This window comes from Micromonospora sp. NPDC002717, assembly GCF_040295705.1.
Taxonomy (GTDB): domain Bacteria; phylum Actinomycetota; class Actinomycetes; order Mycobacteriales; family Micromonosporaceae; genus Micromonospora.
The window spans coordinates 80,900-97,942 of record NZ_JBEOVW010000010.1 but is presented as its reverse complement, the minus strand read 5'-3'; the positions used below and the strand labels follow the sequence as shown (position 1 = coordinate 97,942).

The 17,043-nt window shown below is 73.5% G+C and carries 20 protein-coding genes; 15 read left to right on the top strand and 5 right to left on the bottom strand.

Annotated elements, in window-relative coordinates; all coding sequences use genetic code 11:
- Nucleotides 1–215 precede the first annotated feature (215 nt).
- The 11 genes from ABT006_RS17140 to ABT006_RS17090 all read left to right on the top strand — a co-directional run bounded on the left by ABT006_RS17140 (nt 216) and on the right by ABT006_RS17090 (nt 10,583).
- Nucleotides 216–959: a CIS tube protein gene (locus ABT006_RS17140; RefSeq protein ID WP_350707378.1), complete on the top strand. Its 744-nt coding sequence runs from the start codon at nt 216–218 to the stop codon at nt 957–959.
- A complete protein-coding gene (locus tag ABT006_RS17135; protein WP_350707376.1) occupies nt 956–2,545 on the top strand; it encodes a contractile injection system protein, VgrG/Pvc8 family in 1,590 nt (529 codons plus the stop codon). Before ABT006_RS17140 ends, ABT006_RS17135 begins: the two co-directional genes overlap by 4 nt.
- The gene (locus ABT006_RS17130; RefSeq protein ID WP_350707374.1) at nt 2,545–2,883 is read left to right on the top strand and encodes a hypothetical protein; all 339 of its coding nucleotides are present in this window, start codon (nt 2,545–2,547) and stop codon (nt 2,881–2,883) included. The genes ABT006_RS17135 and ABT006_RS17130 overlap by 1 nt, the downstream gene beginning before the upstream one ends.
- Nucleotides 2,880–3,356: a GPW/gp25 family protein gene (locus ABT006_RS17125; RefSeq protein WP_350707372.1), complete on the top strand. Its 477-nt coding sequence runs from the start codon at nt 2,880–2,882 to the stop codon at nt 3,354–3,356. Before ABT006_RS17130 ends, ABT006_RS17125 begins: the two co-directional genes overlap by 4 nt.
- Complete coding sequence (locus tag ABT006_RS17120; RefSeq protein WP_350707370.1) at nt 3,353–5,947, top strand: putative baseplate assembly protein; 2,595 nt, start codon at nt 3,353–3,355, stop codon at nt 5,945–5,947. Before ABT006_RS17125 ends, ABT006_RS17120 begins: the two co-directional genes overlap by 4 nt.
- Nucleotides 5,928–6,443 (top strand): phage tail protein, encoded by a 516-nt coding sequence (locus ABT006_RS17115; RefSeq protein WP_350707368.1) that lies wholly within the window; start codon nt 5,928–5,930, stop codon nt 6,441–6,443. Before ABT006_RS17120 ends, ABT006_RS17115 begins: the two co-directional genes overlap by 20 nt.
- On the top strand, nt 6,440–7,369 hold the full coding sequence (locus tag ABT006_RS17110) for a carbohydrate-binding protein (protein WP_350707366.1): 930 nt from the start codon (nt 6,440–6,442) through the stop codon (nt 7,367–7,369). Before ABT006_RS17115 ends, ABT006_RS17110 begins: the two co-directional genes overlap by 4 nt.
- Nucleotides 7,366–7,824 carry a hypothetical protein gene (locus ABT006_RS17105; RefSeq protein WP_350707364.1) on the top strand — a complete coding sequence of 153 codons (459 nt, stop codon included), beginning with the start codon at nt 7,366–7,368 and terminating at the stop codon, nt 7,822–7,824. The genes ABT006_RS17110 and ABT006_RS17105 overlap by 4 nt, the downstream gene beginning before the upstream one ends.
- A gap of 17 nt (nt 7,825–7,841) precedes the next feature.
- Nucleotides 7,842–8,615, top strand: coding sequence for a hypothetical protein (locus ABT006_RS17100; protein ID WP_350707362.1), 774 nt, complete (start codon nt 7,842–7,844; stop codon nt 8,613–8,615).
- Between the two features lie 90 nt (nt 8,616–8,705).
- Nucleotides 8,706–9,434 (top strand): HD domain-containing protein, encoded by a 729-nt coding sequence (locus tag ABT006_RS17095; protein ID WP_350707360.1) that lies wholly within the window; start codon nt 8,706–8,708, stop codon nt 9,432–9,434.
- 240 nt (nt 9,435–9,674) lie between these two features.
- Nucleotides 9,675–10,583, top strand: a complete 909-nt coding sequence (locus tag ABT006_RS17090; protein ID WP_350707359.1) for a hypothetical protein — start codon at nt 9,675–9,677, stop codon at nt 10,581–10,583.
- A 45-nt stretch (nt 10,584–10,628) separates the two neighbouring features.
- Here ABT006_RS17090 and ABT006_RS17085 read toward each other — a convergent pair whose 3' ends face one another.
- The 3 genes from ABT006_RS17085 to ABT006_RS17075 form a co-directional block, all read right to left on the bottom strand.
- Complete coding sequence (locus tag ABT006_RS17085) at nt 10,629–11,228, bottom strand: hypothetical protein (RefSeq protein WP_350707357.1); 600 nt, start codon at nt 11,226–11,228, stop codon at nt 10,629–10,631.
- Nucleotides 11,229–11,308: 80 nt separating this feature from the next.
- Nucleotides 11,309–11,872, bottom strand: a complete 564-nt coding sequence (locus tag ABT006_RS17080) for a restriction endonuclease (protein ID WP_350707355.1) — start codon at nt 11,870–11,872, stop codon at nt 11,309–11,311.
- A 790-nt stretch (nt 11,873–12,662) separates the two neighbouring features.
- Nucleotides 12,663–12,902 (bottom strand): winged helix-turn-helix domain-containing protein, encoded by a 240-nt coding sequence (locus tag ABT006_RS17075; protein WP_350707353.1) that lies wholly within the window; start codon nt 12,900–12,902, stop codon nt 12,663–12,665.
- 313 nt (nt 12,903–13,215) lie between these two features.
- Between ABT006_RS17075 and ABT006_RS17070 the strand changes: the two genes are divergently transcribed.
- Both ABT006_RS17070 and ABT006_RS17065 read left to right on the top strand, forming a co-directional pair.
- Nucleotides 13,216–13,509 carry a DivIVA domain-containing protein gene (locus ABT006_RS17070; protein ID WP_350707351.1) on the top strand — a complete coding sequence of 98 codons (294 nt, stop codon included), beginning with the start codon at nt 13,216–13,218 and terminating at the stop codon, nt 13,507–13,509.
- The gene (locus tag ABT006_RS17065) at nt 13,506–13,856 is read left to right on the top strand and encodes a hypothetical protein (RefSeq protein ID WP_502890991.1); all 351 of its coding nucleotides are present in this window, start codon (nt 13,506–13,508) and stop codon (nt 13,854–13,856) included. Before ABT006_RS17070 ends, ABT006_RS17065 begins: the two co-directional genes overlap by 4 nt.
- Before the next feature lie 79 nt (nt 13,857–13,935).
- On the opposite strand, the gene ABT006_RS17060 is transcribed toward ABT006_RS17065, so the two are convergent.
- Together ABT006_RS17060 and brig1 are read right to left on the bottom strand one after the other, a co-directional pair.
- Nucleotides 13,936–14,847 carry a hypothetical protein gene (locus tag ABT006_RS17060; protein ID WP_350707349.1) on the bottom strand — a complete coding sequence of 304 codons (912 nt, stop codon included), beginning with the start codon at nt 14,845–14,847 and terminating at the stop codon, nt 13,936–13,938.
- Nucleotides 14,844–15,728 (bottom strand): anti-phage DNA glycosylase Brig1, encoded by an 885-nt coding sequence (brig1, locus tag ABT006_RS17055; protein WP_350707347.1) that lies wholly within the window; start codon nt 15,726–15,728, stop codon nt 14,844–14,846. The genes ABT006_RS17060 and brig1 overlap by 4 nt, the downstream gene beginning before the upstream one ends.
- A 60-nt stretch (nt 15,729–15,788) precedes the next feature.
- Here brig1 and ABT006_RS17050 point away from each other — a divergent pair, with 60 nt between their 5' ends.
- Both ABT006_RS17050 and ABT006_RS17045 read left to right on the top strand, forming a co-directional pair.
- A complete protein-coding gene (locus ABT006_RS17050) occupies nt 15,789–16,316 on the top strand; it encodes a hypothetical protein (RefSeq protein ID WP_350707345.1) in 528 nt (175 codons plus the stop codon).
- Between the two features lie 293 nt (nt 16,317–16,609).
- On the top strand, nt 16,610–17,038 hold the full coding sequence (locus tag ABT006_RS17045; RefSeq protein ID WP_350707343.1) for a hypothetical protein: 429 nt from the start codon (nt 16,610–16,612) through the stop codon (nt 17,036–17,038).
- Nucleotides 17,039–17,043 lie beyond the last annotated feature (5 nt).

Below are 17,043 nucleotides of genomic sequence, written 5' to 3'. Positions count from 1 at the left end.
GCGCCCGGGCGTCCGCACCAGCGGCCGGACGGGACCGCGCCCTGGCCGGCGCTGCCCGACGCCGACGGTGCGGGACCAGCGCACGCCGGCGGGTCGGAGCGGGTCGACGGGCCGTGGCCGACACTGCCGGACGACCGGCTGCTGTGGATGGTGCCCGCGCCCGCCCTCGACGACGAGCGCGTCCGCCGGCTGGACCGGGAACAGGCGGGTGGCTGATGGAACGGGTCGCCTTCCTCATCGACGCCACCGGCGAGCGGGTGGACTGCCTGCTCAACCCGGAGACGGTGCAGGTGACCCGGCTGGCCGGGGTGCGCCACCGGGGCGCGGCGGGCGGGCAGCTCACCGGGGCCGGGCTCGCCGACGACCCGCTGGTCTTCACCGGCGGGGGCCGCACCGAGCTGGTGCTGGACCTGCTGTTCGACGTGGACTTCGCCGAGGGTCAGGTCCGACCGACCGACGTACGGGCGCTCACCCGTCCGCTGTGGATGCTCGCCGAGAACTCCGCCACCGAGCACGGCTGGCTCCGGCCGCCGCTGGTACGGCTGGTCTGGGGCAAGACCTGGAACGTGCCGGGCGTCGTCGTCGCGGTGGCCGAGCGCTTCGACGCGTTCACCGCCACCGGCTCGCCGCGCCGGTCCTGGCTGCGGCTGAAGCTGGTCCGGGTCGCGGAGGACGCCGACCGGGCGCGGGAGGGCTTCGCGGAGGAACTCGCCGCGGCGAGCACCCCGACCGCCGCGCCGGGCAGCGCCGTGGTGGCCGCCGGCGACGGCGCGACCGGGCCAGACCACTCGGGCGTACGCTTCGACCTGCTCGCCCACGACGCGCTCGGCTCGCCGCTGCGGTGGCGGCTGCTGGCCGAGCACAACCGGATCACCGACCCGCTCACCGTGCCACCCGGTACGCCGCTGGCGGTGCCGCCGCAGCCGGCCCCGGCCGCCCACCCGGCGGGTGCGCCGTGACCGCCCCGCGCGCGCTCGCCGTGCTGCTCGACGGGGCTCCGCTGCCGGACGGGGCGGCCCGCCGGCTGGTGTCGGCCCGGGTGGCGGCCCGGCTCGACCGGCCGACGCAGTGCGAGGTGGCGCTGACCACCGCGCCCGGCTCCGCCGCGCTCACCCCGCGGGTGCGCACCGGGGCGAGCCTGGAGCTACGCCTGGACGGTCATCCCGACGCCCTCTTCGCCGGCGAGGTCACCTGCGTCGAGGTCGAGTACGCGGCCGACGGCGCGGCGCTGCTGCGGGTGCGGGCGTACGACGCGCTGCACCGGCTGCGCCGGCGGCAGCGGCTGCGGGTGTTCGAGGCGGTGACCGCCGCCGACCTGGCCCGCGAGCTGTGCGGGGACGTCGGGCTGACCGTGCACGCCGAGGCCGACGGCCCACGGCTGGAGCGGCTGTCCCAGCACCGGCACAGCGACCTGGAGCTGCTGCGGGAGGTGACCGGGCGGGCCGGCCTGCACGTGGTCGCCGACGGCGACCGGCTGCATCTGCTGACCCTGGAGGGCCACGGCGAGCCGGTCGGCCTGGAGCTGGGCCGGGGGCTGCACTCGCTGCGGCTGTCGACCAACCTCGACACGGCCGGCGGGGAGAGCAGCGCGCTGGGCTGGCACCCGCAGCGGGCCGAGCCGATCAGCCAGCAGGTGGGCACGGCCCGCAGCGGTCGGCGGATCGTCGCCGACCCCGACCCGGCCGACGTGGGCGCGGACGGCGTACGGACCGCCGTGGACCAGCCCGGGCGGGGCGACGACGAGTTGGCCGCGCTCGCCCAGGCACGGCTGGACGCGCGGGTCGCCGCCCTGGTCACCGCCGAGGGGGTGGCCGACGTCGACCCCGCGCTGCGGCCCGGCCGGCGGATCGCGCTCACCGGCGTGCCCGCCGCCGTCGAGGGGACGTACGTGCTGACCGAGGTGGTGCACACCGTCGACGCCGCCGGCCAGCTGAGCCGGTTCTCCACCGCCCCTCCCCCGGCCCCGCCGGCCGGGCCGCCCGCCCCGGCCGTGGTCACCCTCGGCCGGGTCACCGACGTCGCCGACCCCGAGGGGCTGGGCCGGGCCCGGGTCGAGCTGCCCGCGTACGGGGGGCTCGACGCCGGGTGGCTGGCCGTGCTCTGCCCGGGTGCCGGCCCCGGCAAGGGCCTCGTGGCGCTGCCCGACCCCGAGGACGCCGTGCTGGTGGTGCTGCCCGGGGGCGAGCCGGCGTCCGGGATCGTGCTCGGCGCGCTGTTCGGCGCCGCCGGCGCGTACGACGCGGGGGTCGACGACGGGCGGGCGCGGCGCTGGTCGCTGCGGACGGCGCGCGGCCAGTCGATCGTGGTCGACGACGCCGCGCGGAGCCTGCGGCTGGCCACCGAGGGCGGCAGTTGGCTGGAGCTGACCCCCGAACTGGCCACCCTGCACGCCGCGACCGACCTGGTGCTCTCCGCGCCCGGCCGGGCCATGGTCGTGCGCGCCCGCAGCGTGGACTTCCTGCACGCGGAGGCGGCCGAGGATCCGGCGACCGCCGCGCAGCGGGCCCGGACGCTGGCCCGCGCCCACCACGAAGGAGGCGGCTGATGCGCTGGATCCACCGCGACTCGGTGATCAGGTGCGACCACGACGGGCGGGTCGGCAACCGGGCCTCGCAGGACTGGGTGACCGTCGCCGGCGTGCCGGTGCTGGTGGACGACGACCCGGAGGGCCGGGAGATCACCGCCTGCCCGAACTACGGGCCGACGATCAAGCCGTGCGGGAGGACCCTGCGGGTGCGGGTCGGCTACAGCGACTGGGTGCGCGTCGGCGGCCGGCGGGTGGTCCTGTCCCACCTCGACGGGTTCACCGACGGCACCCCGCCCGGCCTGGTGCACCACCGGGTACGCGACCCACGGCAGGGCTTCCTGGGGGCGGACCGGTGAGGGCCTTCCGGTTCGTCGGCGCCGGCTTCGAGCCCGGGCGGGGCGGCGGGCTCGCGCTGACCGCCGCCGGCGGCCTCGCCATGACCGAGGGCGACGAGACCGTACGCCAGGCGTTGTTCCTGCTGCTGTCCACGAACCCGGGCGAGCGGCTGATGCGTCCCGGGTACGGCTCCCGGCTGCACCGCCTCGTCTTCGCGCCGAACGACGACACCACCGCCGGGCTGGCCATCCACTACGTCCGGGCGGCTGTCGCCCGGTGGGAGCCCCGGGTGGAGGTCGTCGACGTCGACGCCGGCCCCGACCCCGACGAGGAGTGGCGGCTGGTGATCCGGCTCGACTACCGGATCCGGGCGAGCCTCGCGCCGGGGCAGTTGGTGTTCTCCGTCGACCTGCTGCCCGCCGACGACCCGGAGCGGGAGGCCGGTCACCGCCCGGCTGGCGGCCGGGTGCCACCGGAGGGAGGAGCGTCGTGACCCTGCCCGTGCCGCACCTGGACGACCGTGCCTTCCTGGACCTGGTCACCGAGGCCCGGGAGCGGATCCGGCAGTCCTGCCCGGACTGGACGGACCTGTCCGCGCATGATCCGGGCATCGCGCTGCTGGAGGCGTTCGCGCACCTCACCGAGGTGATGATCTACCGGCTCAACCAGTTGCCCGAGAAGGCGTACGTGGCGTTCCTGAACCTGCTCGGGGTGACCCGGCACGCCCCGACGGTGGCCTGGGCGGACGTCCGGTTCACCCGGTCCGGCGGCGACCGCGGGCCGGTCCGGATCCCGGCCGGCACCCGGGTGGCCGCCGCGCGCGGGGCCGACCCCCGGCCGGTCGTCTTCGTCACCACCGAGCCGGCGCTGCTGCCGGCCGGGCAGGGCGAGGTCACCGTCCGGATGCACCACTGCGAGCCGGTGGAGGCGGAACTGCTCGGGGTCGGCACCGGCCAGCCCGGTCAGGTGCTGCGCGCCGCCCGGGCGCCGCTGGCGCGCACCGCCGAGCCGCTGGACCTGCTGCTCGGCGTCGAGGTGCCGGCCGGGACGGTGGAGCTGGGCGCCGCCGCGCGGGAGCACGAGGGCCGCACGTTCGAGATCTGGCGGCCGGTGGACAGCTTCGCCGGGCTCGGCCCGCAGGACAGGGTCTACCTCGTCGACCGCTGCTCCGGCACGGTCACCTTCGCCCCCGCCCTGGACGTGCGCGACCCCGCCGACCCTGCGACGGGTCCGGTGACCGTCGCCGCCGTGCCGCCGGCCGGGCGGCAGGTGCGGCTGTGGTACCGGGCCGGCGGCGGGCCGGCGGGCAACGTGGCGGCCGGCACGCTGACCAGCCTGCGCGACCCGCTGCCCGGGGTCCGCGTCGACAACCCCGCGCCGGCGGCCGGCGGGCGGGAGATGGAGTCCATGGAGTCGGCGCTGCTGCGCGGCCCGTACGAGTTCTTCGCCCAGCAGCGGGCGGTCACCGCGCGGGACTTCGAGGTGCTCGCCACCGGCTCCGGGGCCGTGGCCCGGGCGCGCGCCTTCACCCGCGCCGCCGTCTACAGCTTCGCCCGGCCCGGCGAGGTGGAGGTGGTGCTGGTGCCGTACGTGCCGGAAGCGGCCCGGCCGGGTGGGCGGCTGCCGGTGGCGGTGCTGCGGGAGCACGAGGTGGACCAGGCCCGGGCCCGGGTCGAGGCGGACCTGGAGCGCCGCCGCGCCCTGGGCACCTCCTGCCGGGCGACCTGGGCCCGCTACAAGGCGGTGTCGGTCCGCGCCCGGGTGGTGGTGCGCCGGGAGGAGGACGTCGAGGCGGTCCGACGGCGCATCCACGACCGGCTGCACTCCACGCTCAGCCCGCTGCCGACCCCGCTCAACCCGGCCGGCTGGGCGTTCGGCGAGCCGCTGCGCGCGTCCAACGTGTACCGGCTGCTGGAGCACGCCGAGCCGGGGGTGCGTTACGTCGAGTCGGTCCGCTTCGTCGTCGACGAGGCGCCCGACGCCCAGGTGCGTACCCTCGCCGTGGACCAGTACCAGCCGCGGACCTGGTACGCCGGGCGCGGGCCGGTGCTGTTCCGCTCCACCAACGCGAGCGCCGGGTGGGAGCCGGCCGGCCGGTTCGCCGACGGCGAGACGGTGCTGCGGGTGACGCCCGCCCCCGCCCCGGTGCGCCCCGGCATCGTGCCCCGGCCCGGCTCGGTGGCGGTCGCCACCGTCCGGGCCGACGGCGGCTCCCGGGTGCACCTGAGCACCGACCTCGGCGAGACGTGGTCGATGCTGACCGACCTGGACTCGCGGGTGTCCGACCTGGCCTGGATCGACCGGGACGGCGCGGGCGCGCTGCTGGTCGCCACCGACACCGGCCTGTACGAGGTCTCCCTGCTGCCCGGCGCGGTGCCGTTGCAGATCCTGGTCGACCCCGGCGACGCCGACCGGGGCTTCTACGCCGTCCGCGCGTTCGTCTCCGAGCGGGGCGCGCCGGGCGTGGCGGTGGCCGCGCAGGCCGGGTTCGGGGTCTACCTGTCCACCCAGGCCGGCCGCCCGGGCAGCTTCGCCCACGTCGGGCTGGCCAACGTCGACAACCGCGTGCTCGCCGTCCAGTACGACGGCCCGGCCACCCTGCTGTGGAGCGGCGCGGGCGAGCCGGACCCGAAGAAGCCCGGGCAGGGCTGCCGCCGGGCCCGGCTGTTCGAGTCCGACGTGCAGTGGCAGGCGGTGCAGTCCGGCTGGATCGGCGGCACCTGCCGGGACCTCGCGTTCTCCGGGCCGCTCGCGGTCGCCGCGACGCAGAGCGGCGGGGTGCTGCGGCTGGACACCCTCGCCGCCGCGCCGCAGTGGGCGCCGGTGTCGGTCAACTGCGGGCTGCCGCTCCGGGACCGCACCCGGTTCGTGCCGGTGGACGCCGTCGCCGCGACCGGCGGCCCGGACCGGCTGATCCTGGCCGGCGGCGAGCGCGGGGTGCACCGCAGCACCGACGCGGTCGACTGGGCGGCCAGCGCCAACCAGGCCACCGCCGACGTGGTGACCGTTCCCGACACGTGGCTGCTCTGCTCCGGCGAGCACGACATCGAGGTGGTGCGGCAGGATGCGACGCGCGGCGATTGAGCGGCTGCTGCCCGCGGCGTACCAGCGGGCCTGCGTGCCGGGCAGCGTGCTGTGGGCGCTGCTGGACGTCATGGAGGCGCTGCACGCCCCGGACGAGGCGGTGCTCGCCGACGTCGACGCGCTGTTCGACCCGTACCGCGCCCCGGACGGGATGGTCGCCTACCTGGCCCGCTGGGTGGCGATGGACCACGTGGTCGCCTCGCCCCGGCCGGACGCCCCGCCGCCGCTGCCGCTGGGCCGGCTGCGGGACCTGGTGTCCCACGGCGCGCTGCTGGCCCGCTGGCGCGGCACCCCGTACGGCATGCGGAGGGCCCTGGAGGTCGCCACCGGGACGCGCGGCTTCGCCATCGACGAGCCCCGGGACCGGCCGTTCCACGTCGTGGTCACCGTGCCGCCGGCCGCAGCCGGGCAGCTCGCCGTGATCACCCGCATCGTCGAGGCGGAGAAGCCCGCGTCGACCACCGCCGAGATCGTCGTCGCAGAGGAGCCACCATGACCACCGAGTGGGCGGTCGTCGCCGCCGCCGAGCAGTTCACCCTGGACACCCGCAACACCGGCGAGCTGACGTTCACCGTCTCCAACCCCGGCGCCGCCCCGGACACCGTCGTCTTCGACGTGGCGCCCGGCGAGGGCTCGCAGCGGTCCTGGTTCACCGTCACCGAACCGCAGCGGGTGGTGCCCGGGCAGGGCTCCGTCTCCTTCCTGGTCCGGCTGACCGTGCCGCCGGGCACCGCGCCCCGGCGCTACGACATGACCGGGTTCGCGTACTCGGCGAACACCGCGCCGGAGGAGAGTTCCCGCTCCAGCGGGCGGGTCACCTACGAGGTGCGGGCGGTCGCCCCGCCCCGGCGTACGCCGTGGCCGTGGATCGCCGCCGCGGCGGCGCTGGTCCTCGTCGTCGGCGCGGCGGTGGTCTGGCTGCTGGCCCGCGACGGGGAACCGGCGCCGGGCGAGCCGCGGGTGGTCACCGTCGAGGCGGAGAGCCTGGTGGCCGGCGCGGTGCTGGGGCCGCCGATGGGCTCGTCGGTGGCGGTGGAGGTCCAGCCCAACTGCTGCGGGGTGACCTGGTCGGGGGACGCCCAGCTGTTCTTCCAGGGCCGCGCGATCGGCGACCAGGTGAGCGTGACGGTGGAGATCCCCGCCGACGGCACCTGGCGGTTCGCCGCCGTCCGCACCACCTCGTTCGACTACGCCAACACGGTCTTCACCATCGACGGCGCCCAGGTCGGCGGCGCCTTCCTCGGCTTCACCCCCGAGGTGCGGAAGACGGACTGGGTCGACGTCGGCACGGTAGCGCTGACCCGGGGGCCGCACCGGGTCACGCTCGTCGTGGTCGGCAAGACCCAGGGCACCGACCGCTACTTCGCCGGCGTGGACGCGATCCGGTTCACCGAGGTCCCCGCGCCGGCCGACGCCCGATGAGCGGCGGGCAGAAGGCGCTGCTCGCGGCACTGGGCGTGCTGCTCGTGGCGCTGTTCGCGGTCGCCGTCGGCGCCGGCCGGGACGACACCGGCAACCCCGGCGACCCCTCCGGGCTGGTGGAGCGGCTCGGCCGGCTCGGCGGCGAGCGCACCGCGGTGGACCCGGCGACGGTACGGGCCGACTGCGCCGAGGCCGGCCGGCTGGTCTTCACCGGCACCTGCGTGCTGCGCGTGGCCGACCCGGGCGGGCTGCGGACGCTGGTCCTGCGCAGCCCGGCCCCGTTCACGGTCGAGGCCCCGGCACCCGGGGACGCCGAGTTCACCGTCCGCGACGAGGTCACCCCGGCGACCGACGGCACCGGGGCGGTCGCCCGGATCGCCGTCGACCGCGCCACCGACGTGCTGCTGAACTGCCCCCGCGTCGGCGGCTGCGCCGTCACGGTCACCACGTCCTGACCCATCGGAGGCCCGACATGGGTGAGCTGCGCAAGCCGTTCCTGCTGCTGGCGATGCTCGCCGTCGGCCTGGCGCTGGGTGTCGAGATCGGCGCCGGGCTGCTCGTCGGCGGCGGGGACGCCGGCGCGGCGCTGCGGGACAGCGCCGGGGCGCTCGACGTGCGGGTCGCCGACGTGTCCGGGGTCAGCGAGCCGTCCGGCCGGGGCACCGGCTACCTGGCGCTGGTCGACGCGGTCGCGGTCTGGAGCACCGGGCTGTTCTGCCTGAGCCTGGTGCTGCCGGACCGGGTCCAGGGCCGGGTGCAGGGCGCCGCGACGCTGGTCTTCTCGATCGTGCTGATCGTCGTGGCGTTCGTCGCGCTGCTGGTCGCCTTCGTCGAGCTGACCGTCATGGTGTCGCTGTTCCTGGCCCCGCCCTTCGGCACGCTGGCCTACCTGGCCCTGTGGGGGTTCTTCCCGGTCGGCGACGCCTCGGTCCTGCTCGGGCTGGTGCTGCTGCTCAAGCTCGCCTGGGCCGGGCTGCTCGTGGCGGCCCAACCCCGGTTTCTGCAGAACAAGGGCCTGGTGCTGCTCGCCCTCACCACGCTGCTGTGCACCGTCGTGCTGGAGTTCCTGCACCGCCTGGTGCCGGTGATCCTGGTCAGCGTCGTCGACGACCTCGGGGCGCTGGTCTTCGCCGTCGTCGCCCTCGCCTGGGGGCTGGTGCTGCTGATCGGCTCGATCCCGGCCGTCGTCAAGGCGGTCCGGGTCACCGGCGCCGTCACCGAGGGCTCTGGCGGCGGCCGGGCCTGAGCCGCGCGACGGACCTCGTGCGCGGGGCGGTGCGTCGGGCACCCGACGGCAGGGGCCCGCGACATGGTGAAGATCGGCTATAAGTGGCGCATGGAATTTCCCGCCTACCTGGCCACCATGCCGATGCACGCGATCACCGAGATCCACGGCGAGCCCGGCCTGTTGGCCCGGTTCCGGCTGGAGCTGCGCGCGTTCGACGAGGCCGCCCGGGAGCGGCTCACCGAGGCCCTCGACCTGGCCGCCGAGCTGCACCGCGACGACCGGCGGGTACGCGAGCCCTACCTGAACCACCTGCTGCGGGTGGCGATCCGGATGATGCACCACTACCAGGTCCGCGACGTCGACGTGATCGTGGCCGGCCTGCTGCACGACGCGGTGGAGGACCACCCCGACGAGCTGGCCGGTGAGCAGGCCGGCGACGACGCGACCGCCGCCGCGCTGGCCGTCCTGGCCGAGCGGTTCGGCCCGCGCGTGGCCCGCCTGGTCGGCGCGGTCACCAACCCGGCGTACGACCCGGGGCGCGACAAGCACGTGCAGTACCGCGAGCACGTGGCGGCCAGCCTGGCCCGGGAGCCGTGGGCGCGGGTCATCAAGATCTCCGACTTCACCGACAACGGGGTGGGCGTCATCCACACCGTCGGGCCGAAGGTGGCCTCGTCGGCGGCGAAGTACCGGCCACTGGTGCCGGTCTACCGGGACCTCGTCACCCGGCCGGACACTCCCCTGTCGGCGCCGGTGAAGCGGCACATCCTCGACCAGCTCGACCTGGCCGAGGAGCGCTTCAGCGCCATCCTCGACCAGCCCGCCCAGGCCAACTGACCGCTACGGTCGGTCGGGCGGGCCCGGCCACCCCGCTCTCCGCCTCGGCGCGGCTGCGCCCGAATGAGACGCCTCCCGGTTAGCGTGAGGGCACAGACCACCGACACGTCATGGGGTTGAAGCTGTTCTGCGCACCCCTCGCGCGACGGCACCTCGTCAATCCGCAATCCACCACACGGCGTCCGGCAACGCGGGTGGATCGGCTTGACGCGGACCGAACCGTGCTGAGGGGAGGGTGACATGACGGACGCCTCCGACCGGCAGTCGACGTCCTTCCACCGGTGGCGACGGCGGGCCACCCGGGGCCTCGTCACGGCCGGGAAGGCGAGCCTCCAATCCGGTCGCTCGTTGCTGCTGCGCTGGCGGCGGCTGGTCGCCTACCTGCAGGACGAGGATTCCTTCCCGGCGCCGTACCCTCCACCGCCCCGACCCGGCCGACACACCGAACAGCGCGACCCGGCGGGTCCGATCACCGTGCCAGCCCGGGGCTACGTGTTCTGTTTCCACGTCCGCGCGACCTTCACCTGGTCATCGGAGGGCCTACGGCCGGAGGCGCTGAGCTGGTACGCGCAGTACTTCATGCCCCAGGCGATCGAGCAACTGACCCGCCTCGCGGCGGAGCGGGCGCGCGAGTTCTCACCGCACCGGGCCGGCGACATGGAGGTGGCGCTCCAGCGGGCGCTCGCCGAGCAGACCCCCTGGCGTTACGAGCGGGGCGACGTGGTCGTCACCTGTCAGCCGGGCGCCTGGGTGAGATTGGACCAACGGGTCAAGCAGGCCCTCCAACCCCACTGGGAGCGCCACATCGCCCTGGCGTCCCGATACGACGAGCACCTGAGGCGGGCGCAGTACGCCGAACGGCTCAGCCGGCGATGGGTGTCGATACTGAGAGAGCACATCGACGGCGCGTCCGCTGACGGAGCGGCGACCGGGAACGAGGAGCACGCCGACGCGCTACAGCACATGCTGGACCTGCAGGAGGCGGCCGCGGAGTGGATCGAAGACCTGCTCTGCGACCGGTTTCCCGACAGCACCGTCTTCGACCCGCTGACCCCAGTGGACCTGCTGTCTCCGCCGAGCCAGAGGCAAGAGACGCCCGAACGGCCGGAAACACCGACGGGGGCAGCGCCCGAAAGCCCGGACCTGTGAGAGCCATCGCGTCATGACCCGAGCAGGTCGACACGCACCACCGCCCTACCCCGACCGGTCGGCTGGCGCGGGCCGGGCGGTCGTCTGTGACGACATCCTGTTCGGTAGCGCTTGCGCAAGTCGCCCTGACAGCAGCATCGCCTGAGCGACCGAGCCGCCGCCGACGCCCAGGCCACCACGGGCGGCGCTGTAGAAGTGGTCGCGCGCCTCGTTTGCCCGGTGCAACAGATGGCCGACGTCGTCCTGACCGGTCAGGCCACGAGCGGCACGCTCGATCGCCCAGACGGCGTCGCGCCAGCCACGTGCCGCCGACACCGTCGCGGCGTCCCCCAGCAGCAGGACGCTCTCCCAGGCCAGCGTGTGCCGGACGTCGGCGTCTGCCAACCGTGCCAGGCCTTCCTCCTGGTCGATCCGGTGTCCGCGGGAGTTGGGGCGGGCATTGGCGAGCATCCGAACGGCGATGGCGTGGATCTCCTTCAGCACCTGCGCGAACTCGACGTAGGCGTCCAGCCGACGGTCGTCCCAGCGGACGGTCTGGTTCCGCTTCCATCGTGTGCGGTCGGCGATGGAGGTGGCGACGATCGTGCCGATCGTGCCGATCAGCACGCCGAGAAGTGCGGGCAACTGTGCGACGACGCCTCCCATGGCGTCGAGCCTGCCATCCGCCGGCAAGACCGACGACAGCGCCGCTACCGGGAGGGGTCGAGCTACGAAACCGGGTCAGCTCACCTGCCGACGATGCTCCGGGGCGGCGTACGCGTCCAGGCCCACTGCTCCAACACCTGCCGGTCGACCAGGACGATGTTGAGCTGTCGGGCGAGCTGCACGCCGTCGCCGGCGGTAAAAAATCCGTTTGTGACGATCATGCACAGTTCACCTCCGTGCACCTCGCGACAGGTCCCGGCGAACCGCTGGATGGCGGCGCTGCCGACCCGGTTCTTCGTGCTCTGCCGCTTGCACTGGACGACGACGCGGCGGCCGTCCGGGGCGATCGCCGTGACATCGGCACCCCGGTCCCCGGAGCCACCCCGGACCCGGATGTCCCGAAACCCGGACGCCCCGAGCAACCGGGCGAACCACTGCTCGAACTCGGGACCCGTCATCGGGTCGGTCACCGCGATCGCCCTGTCCCGCTCGGCCTGCTCGGCTCGTTGGCGTGCCCGCCGCTTCACCCCGATCGACAGCAGCGCGCCTGCGGCCGCGACGACGACCACGGCCAGGAAGGCCGACCAGTACGGATGCCGCTGGACGAAGTCGACGACCAGGACGACCGCGATGAGAGCGGACACCGCCCAGAAGGCGAGGCCCCAGCCATTTCGCGAACTGCTTGCGGATCGACCCCGTCGCGCAGATCCTCCACTGCCCGCGCGGCGCCGCTTGCGATAGTGCGCCCGGACCCGGGCTCCGTCACGGCGGATGTGCGACCTCACATACGGCATGCGGCACCTCCAAGAGGGGACAATCAGCTTCCCGCCCGGGTGTGACACAACATGTGCGCGTACGTCGATACTGTCGACTACCCGTCACTCTGGCACCAATCTGCGAACCTTGTGAGCGCCTCCGCCCGCCGTCATCCGACCGTCCGCAGCGGGCAACCACACTGACGCCCTCATGCTCAGAACGCCGCACATCGCACCGATCACCGATCTCGTGAACGCCCTGCTCCGTGCGTCGACGCCAGAAGGCGATCGCGTTCTTCGCCTCGTCGTAGACAGCGGGATCTGGTAGAGCGGATTGTGCCGCTGTCGAAGAGTGACTTACCGGCCTGGGTGCTGGCGATGGCGTCGAAGCCCTGGTGCAGCCAGTCGCGCAGCGTCTTGTCGGGCTGATCGCGGAAGAACTGCGCCTCGGCCTCTTCGGCTAGGAGCAACCGGTCCCCCGGTCCCGCCAGGTAAGGGCAGCAGGCCGTTGTCTTCGCAGAAGCGCACGAAGGCGGTACCGAGCACCCAGGCGACGGCGACCTGCGTCACCCGCTCGTCCCGCCAGGCCGCCCACGTGGCGGTACGCCCGACCTTGAAGGCGTGGTCGTACTCGCCACGCAGGCGGAGGCGCACCTTCTCGACCGACTCGGCCCGCTACCTACGGCTCCCGCATCCAGGTCTTCGGGTCGGTGACGAAGACGCCCTTGCCCTGCTGCCGGCGGATCACACGGAGCGCTTCCAGTCGGGCGTAGGCCATCTGCACGGTCCCGTGGCTGACGCCATAGCTCGCGCGCAGCTCGGCGATCGAGGGCAGCTTGTCCCCCGGCTCCAACTTCTTGGATCTGACGTCGGCGATCACATCGTCGGCGATGCGCCAGTAATCCGGCACTTCTCGCATGGCACTCCTCGCGTGGCAATCCGATTCGATCACACCGCGACGCGCCTAACAAGCAGCGTTGACTCATCTGACATGTCTAGCTATGTTGATTCCGAGCCGATCCTCGCGTGGCAACGAGTTCGGCTCATCCCCCTGGTCGGGGCGGGTGCCCGTGCCCGTCCCGACCCGCCGGGCTGCTCTGCTGTCGTACCGCTGAATCGAGCTGCGGCGGTGGAGCGGGCGGGTCGTCCGCGGCCCCCACGCGGACGACCCGCCCTTCCAGACCCACCGCGCGGAGCCTGCGCGCTCCCGCCTGCCCGCAGAGAGGATCGTCGTGGCTCAGGTGTATCGAGGCGGCCAGCCCTACCCGGCCGGTTACCCGGGCCGGTTGACGCCGCACGAGGTGCGGACCCGCGAGTTCGTCGCGCGCCGGCGCGGCGTCGACCCGGTGGAGGTACGCGAGTTCCAGGCCCGGGTGGCCGACGAACTGGCCATGCTCAACGAGGCGGTACGACTGCTCACCCAGGAGAACGACCGGGTCAAGCGGGCGCTGCGCGACTGGCAGACCATGCACGCGCGGGAGTGCCGGCCGCCGCAGGAGTACCAGCACAACTCCGGTCACTGGTGACCGCGCGCCCCTCCCCCGGCGACCTGCTCGTCGTCGACGGCCGCGCCTCGGTGCAGTTCGCCGGGGACCGCGCCCTGACCTTCCGCGTCGTCTCGGTGTCCGACCAACCGACGTACGCCGGTTGGATCTGGCTGACCGGCTACGTCCTCGACCGTCGCGGCAACGCGACCGCCAAGCGCGAGATCTACGTCCAGCTCGCCGGCCTCCGCCCGGCCCGCCCTCCCGAACCCACGGCCCGCCGCACCCCACGGTCCCGCCGGGCCTCGTCCCCTGCTCGGCGGCGTGATCAGGACAGCGCCGCGACCCGCGCCCGCTCGGGGCTGCCTGCCGGCGTTGACGCCGGGTGACGCCGTCGGCGCTACGGGTGGCACGTGCCGCCAGCCGGTGCCGAGTACGTCGAGGCGACCGCCCCCACCGATAGGGCCGCTACCTTGGCGGCTGACGATCGGCGTCGGCCGGCCGCCGCTGCGGGTGCACGGTGGCGTTGCCGGCCGGTGCGGACGCACCAACCACCAACTGGTGCGCGACCCGGAGCGCCGGCGCCACGGTCTCGTACAGGTAGGGAACGCCGTTGAGCCCTCCCCACCGGTAGCTGCCCCGCGCGGAGGGGTTGGTGAACGCCGCGACGAGGGTGTCGACGCCCGCGATTCGCGCCCGTTCGAGGCGTGGGGCAAGGTTCCGACGCCGACTCATCAGCTCAGTGAGCACCTTGCCGACCTGGACGCCCTGCACGATGCACAGCGTCGGCTCCAGGATCATGATCGTCGCTGCCAGGTGCGGAAGACAGTTGCGGCTCATGGTCGCGTTGCTCAACGACCTCTGTCCGTCGGCCGTGGCCGAGCAGAGTCGCAGGTTCGCCATGGCGTACGCGTCGAAGAGATGCACGGGTTGCCGTACCCCGCTCAGGTGGAGTTGCTCGCCTTCGCGGTCGCTGCCCGGCTCCCGCCCCACGGCGAGCCGGAGCGCACTGGCAGTGCCCTTCATGTGCGGATTCCGGCGGTTGAACGGCAGCTCGGCGGACTCCATTACCTCGGCGTGGCGCTGTTCAAGAGTCACGTGCTCTCTCGGTCGCACCGTGTCCATGGCGACGACCAAGATGCGGCACGGCACTCCGCCCAACGTGAGGTCGTAGTGACGGCCGACGTGCGAGAGCTGCCCGGCGGCGAAGGACACCTCGGGCCGTGGTGCCCCGCGTCCGTCGAACAGGACGCTCCGCCGACAACTGCCCAGCTTCCGGCAGACGCACTCACCCGACGAGCCGAGCACCTGCGCGCCCATGTACTGGCGCAGCCGCTCGACGCGCCGGGCCGTGGCGAGAGTGTCGCTTGCCGCGGTCACGGCGACACCTCGGCATGACTGCTATCGACTCCGGTTTCGGTGCCACCGGCCCTGGGTCGTGGGGGCGGTGACCCGCTGCCGTCACTCCCAACTCCCCCGCTGACGAGCGCGTCCCTGAGAAGGGCCGTCTCCTTGGCGCTCGGCGGGCCGGCTGACCCGGCATGCCACTCGACGACCAGCCGCTGCCCCGACGGCAACGCGTACGTCCGCACCGCCCGGCTGGGCACCTTCGACCCGTAGTCCGTGCCGCCGAATCCCAGCGCGCTCGTTTGCGGCAGCTTGAGCGCCTGGGCGATGCCGTCCCAGGGCCGGCCGAACGCGAACACGTCCCGTACCGGCAGCTCCGCGATCGGCTGCCACACGTACTCCTCGATGACCTCCGGCGGTGGCCATAGCGGGGCCGTGATGGACTTCGAGTGCCATGGGTAGCACTCAAAGATCAACAGATCACGATGGTCGGCGCTCGGGTCCTGGAGCCACCGGCGGGTGAACGCGAGCCGCGCCTGGTAGTGCCGGTTCATGCCCATCTCCTGCGGCAGCGTCCAGGGCGGCCGGTTGTAGGGGCGGGTCGTCGCCCACCTGCTGTATGAGCCGTGCTCGGCGATCTCCTTGGCGAAGATGCCGTCCCGCGCCTGGAAACGGGGGCGAAACTCGCCGGGGTTCAGGCCGAGCACCACCATCTGTGGCGTGCGCTCCAGACCGAGCAGGTCACCGTGGTAGGGCTCCGGGAAACCCTCGCGGGTCACTGCGCCGGGGCCGACGCCCACATAGGAGTCGAACCATGCCTGGAGATGCTGCGGCAATTGATCCTCGCCCCTGAGCCACGAATCCACATGGGCGTCCCAGAAGGCCGCGACGCGCTGCCGTGCGGAGGTCGTCATGACGAGAAGTTAGCGACGCGTGACTGGTCCGGCCAGCGCGCAACGCGAAGAATCAACCTCGTGACCGGGACCTTGCACCAATTGGCCGCCTTGCTGCGGGCTCGCGACGAACTGGACGCCCAGATCGCGGCGCTCACCGGGCGATCGGCGCGGCCGGGCGACATCGGCGAGTTCATCGCCGCACAGGTCTTCGACATCGAACTGGCCGGTACGGCGACACAGGCCGGCTACGACGGCATCTTCCGATCCGGTCCGCTCGCCGGCCGGACCGTGAACGTCAAGACCTACGGCGACGCCTTCGCCGGCATCGACATCAGCCCGCACACCTGCGACTTCTACCTGGTCCTCAGCGGGCCAGCCCGGCCCCCGGGCGCCGTGCGGCACCACCGACGGCGGATCTCCGCTGCGTACCTTCTGGATGCCCGACGCCTGCTCGAAACCCTGACCGCCAGGCGCGTGAAGATCGAAACCGCGACGAGCATTCGCAGAGGCGACCTCGACGTCGCCCAGGTCTTCCCCACCGCCGGGGCGAACGCCCCGATACGCCTCACACCAGAGCAGGCCGGGCTGCTGTCGCTGTTCGGGTAGCCCGCTCCCACCACTCGGCCGCCGGCGGCGGCGAATAACCATGCGAAGCGTCGACGGTTGGTCGCACCGCCCAAAGCGAACTGTCGTGATATCGACACACGCGAGGCCCGCCTACGATCAGCTTCCACACCGACCGGTGCACAAGCAATAGACGATTCCCCGCAAACGTCGATTCATCGTCAGCGTGATCAATACCGGGAAGAGCGAACCGTCCTTGACAGGCATTTTGGCGTTGGCATACTGGGCCGTGACCGCTCCCCCGGCGTGCGCAATCACAACAGATGCGGTGATCCATGGACGACCTGTCGGCAGCAGGCCTGGCCGCCGCAGCGAGCGCGGCTCTCATTCAGGCCATGGTCTCGGACGTGTGGCTCGACGTGAAAGCCCACGCGGCACGCATTCTCGGTCGCGACGAGACAGCATCGGTGGCCCGCGCAGACCGGGTCCTGGAGGATTCGCGCGAACGGCTGGTCGCTGCTCCACCGGAGCGCAGGGATGAGGCGTCCGCTCTGGAGGCGGCCCGGTGGGAGGGCCGGTTGCAGGCCCGGCTCGACGAGGACCCCGGCTTCGCCGTCGCGGTACGGGACCTGCTCGCGGCGGTCCGGGCGGCCGGCGGTGCCGTCGACCAGTCGACCACCGTGCAGCAGAACGTGACCGCAGGCCGGGACGCGTACACCGCAGGCCGTGATCTCACCGTGGATCGCCCCGAACGAGCACCATGAGCGAC

What these genes read in the sequence shown, in the direction of transcription:
- ABT006_RS17140 (WP_350707378.1), top strand. Translation starts at nt 216, where the DNA reads ATGGAACGGGTCGCCTTCCTCATCGACGCCACCGGCGAGCGGGTGGAC.
- ABT006_RS17130 (WP_350707374.1), top strand. Translation starts at nt 2,545, where the DNA reads ATGCGCTGGATCCACCGCGACTCGGTGATCAGGTGCGACCACGACGGG.
- ABT006_RS17115 (WP_350707368.1), top strand. Translation starts at nt 5,928, where the DNA reads ATGCGACGCGCGGCGATTGAGCGGCTGCTGCCCGCGGCGTACCAGCGG.
- ABT006_RS17110 (WP_350707366.1), top strand. Translation starts at nt 6,440, where the DNA reads ATGACCACCGAGTGGGCGGTCGTCGCCGCCGCCGAGCAGTTCACCCTG.
- ABT006_RS17105 (WP_350707364.1), top strand. Translation starts at nt 7,366, where the DNA reads ATGAGCGGCGGGCAGAAGGCGCTGCTCGCGGCACTGGGCGTGCTGCTC.
- ABT006_RS17100 (WP_350707362.1), top strand. Translation starts at nt 7,842, where the DNA reads ATGGGTGAGCTGCGCAAGCCGTTCCTGCTGCTGGCGATGCTCGCCGTC.
- ABT006_RS17095 (WP_350707360.1), top strand. Translation starts at nt 8,706, where the DNA reads ATGGAATTTCCCGCCTACCTGGCCACCATGCCGATGCACGCGATCACC.
- ABT006_RS17090 (WP_350707359.1), top strand. Translation starts at nt 9,675, where the DNA reads ATGACGGACGCCTCCGACCGGCAGTCGACGTCCTTCCACCGGTGGCGA.
- ABT006_RS17085 (WP_350707357.1), bottom strand. Translation starts at nt 11,228, where the DNA reads ATGGGAGGCGTCGTCGCACAGTTGCCCGCACTTCTCGGCGTGCTGATC.
- ABT006_RS17075 (WP_350707353.1), bottom strand. Translation starts at nt 12,902, where the DNA reads ATGCGAGAAGTGCCGGATTACTGGCGCATCGCCGACGATGTGATCGCC.
- brig1 (WP_350707347.1), bottom strand. Translation starts at nt 15,728, where the DNA reads ATGACGACCTCCGCACGGCAGCGCGTCGCGGCCTTCTGGGACGCCCAT.
- ABT006_RS17045 (WP_350707343.1), top strand. Translation starts at nt 16,610, where the DNA reads ATGGACGACCTGTCGGCAGCAGGCCTGGCCGCCGCAGCGAGCGCGGCT.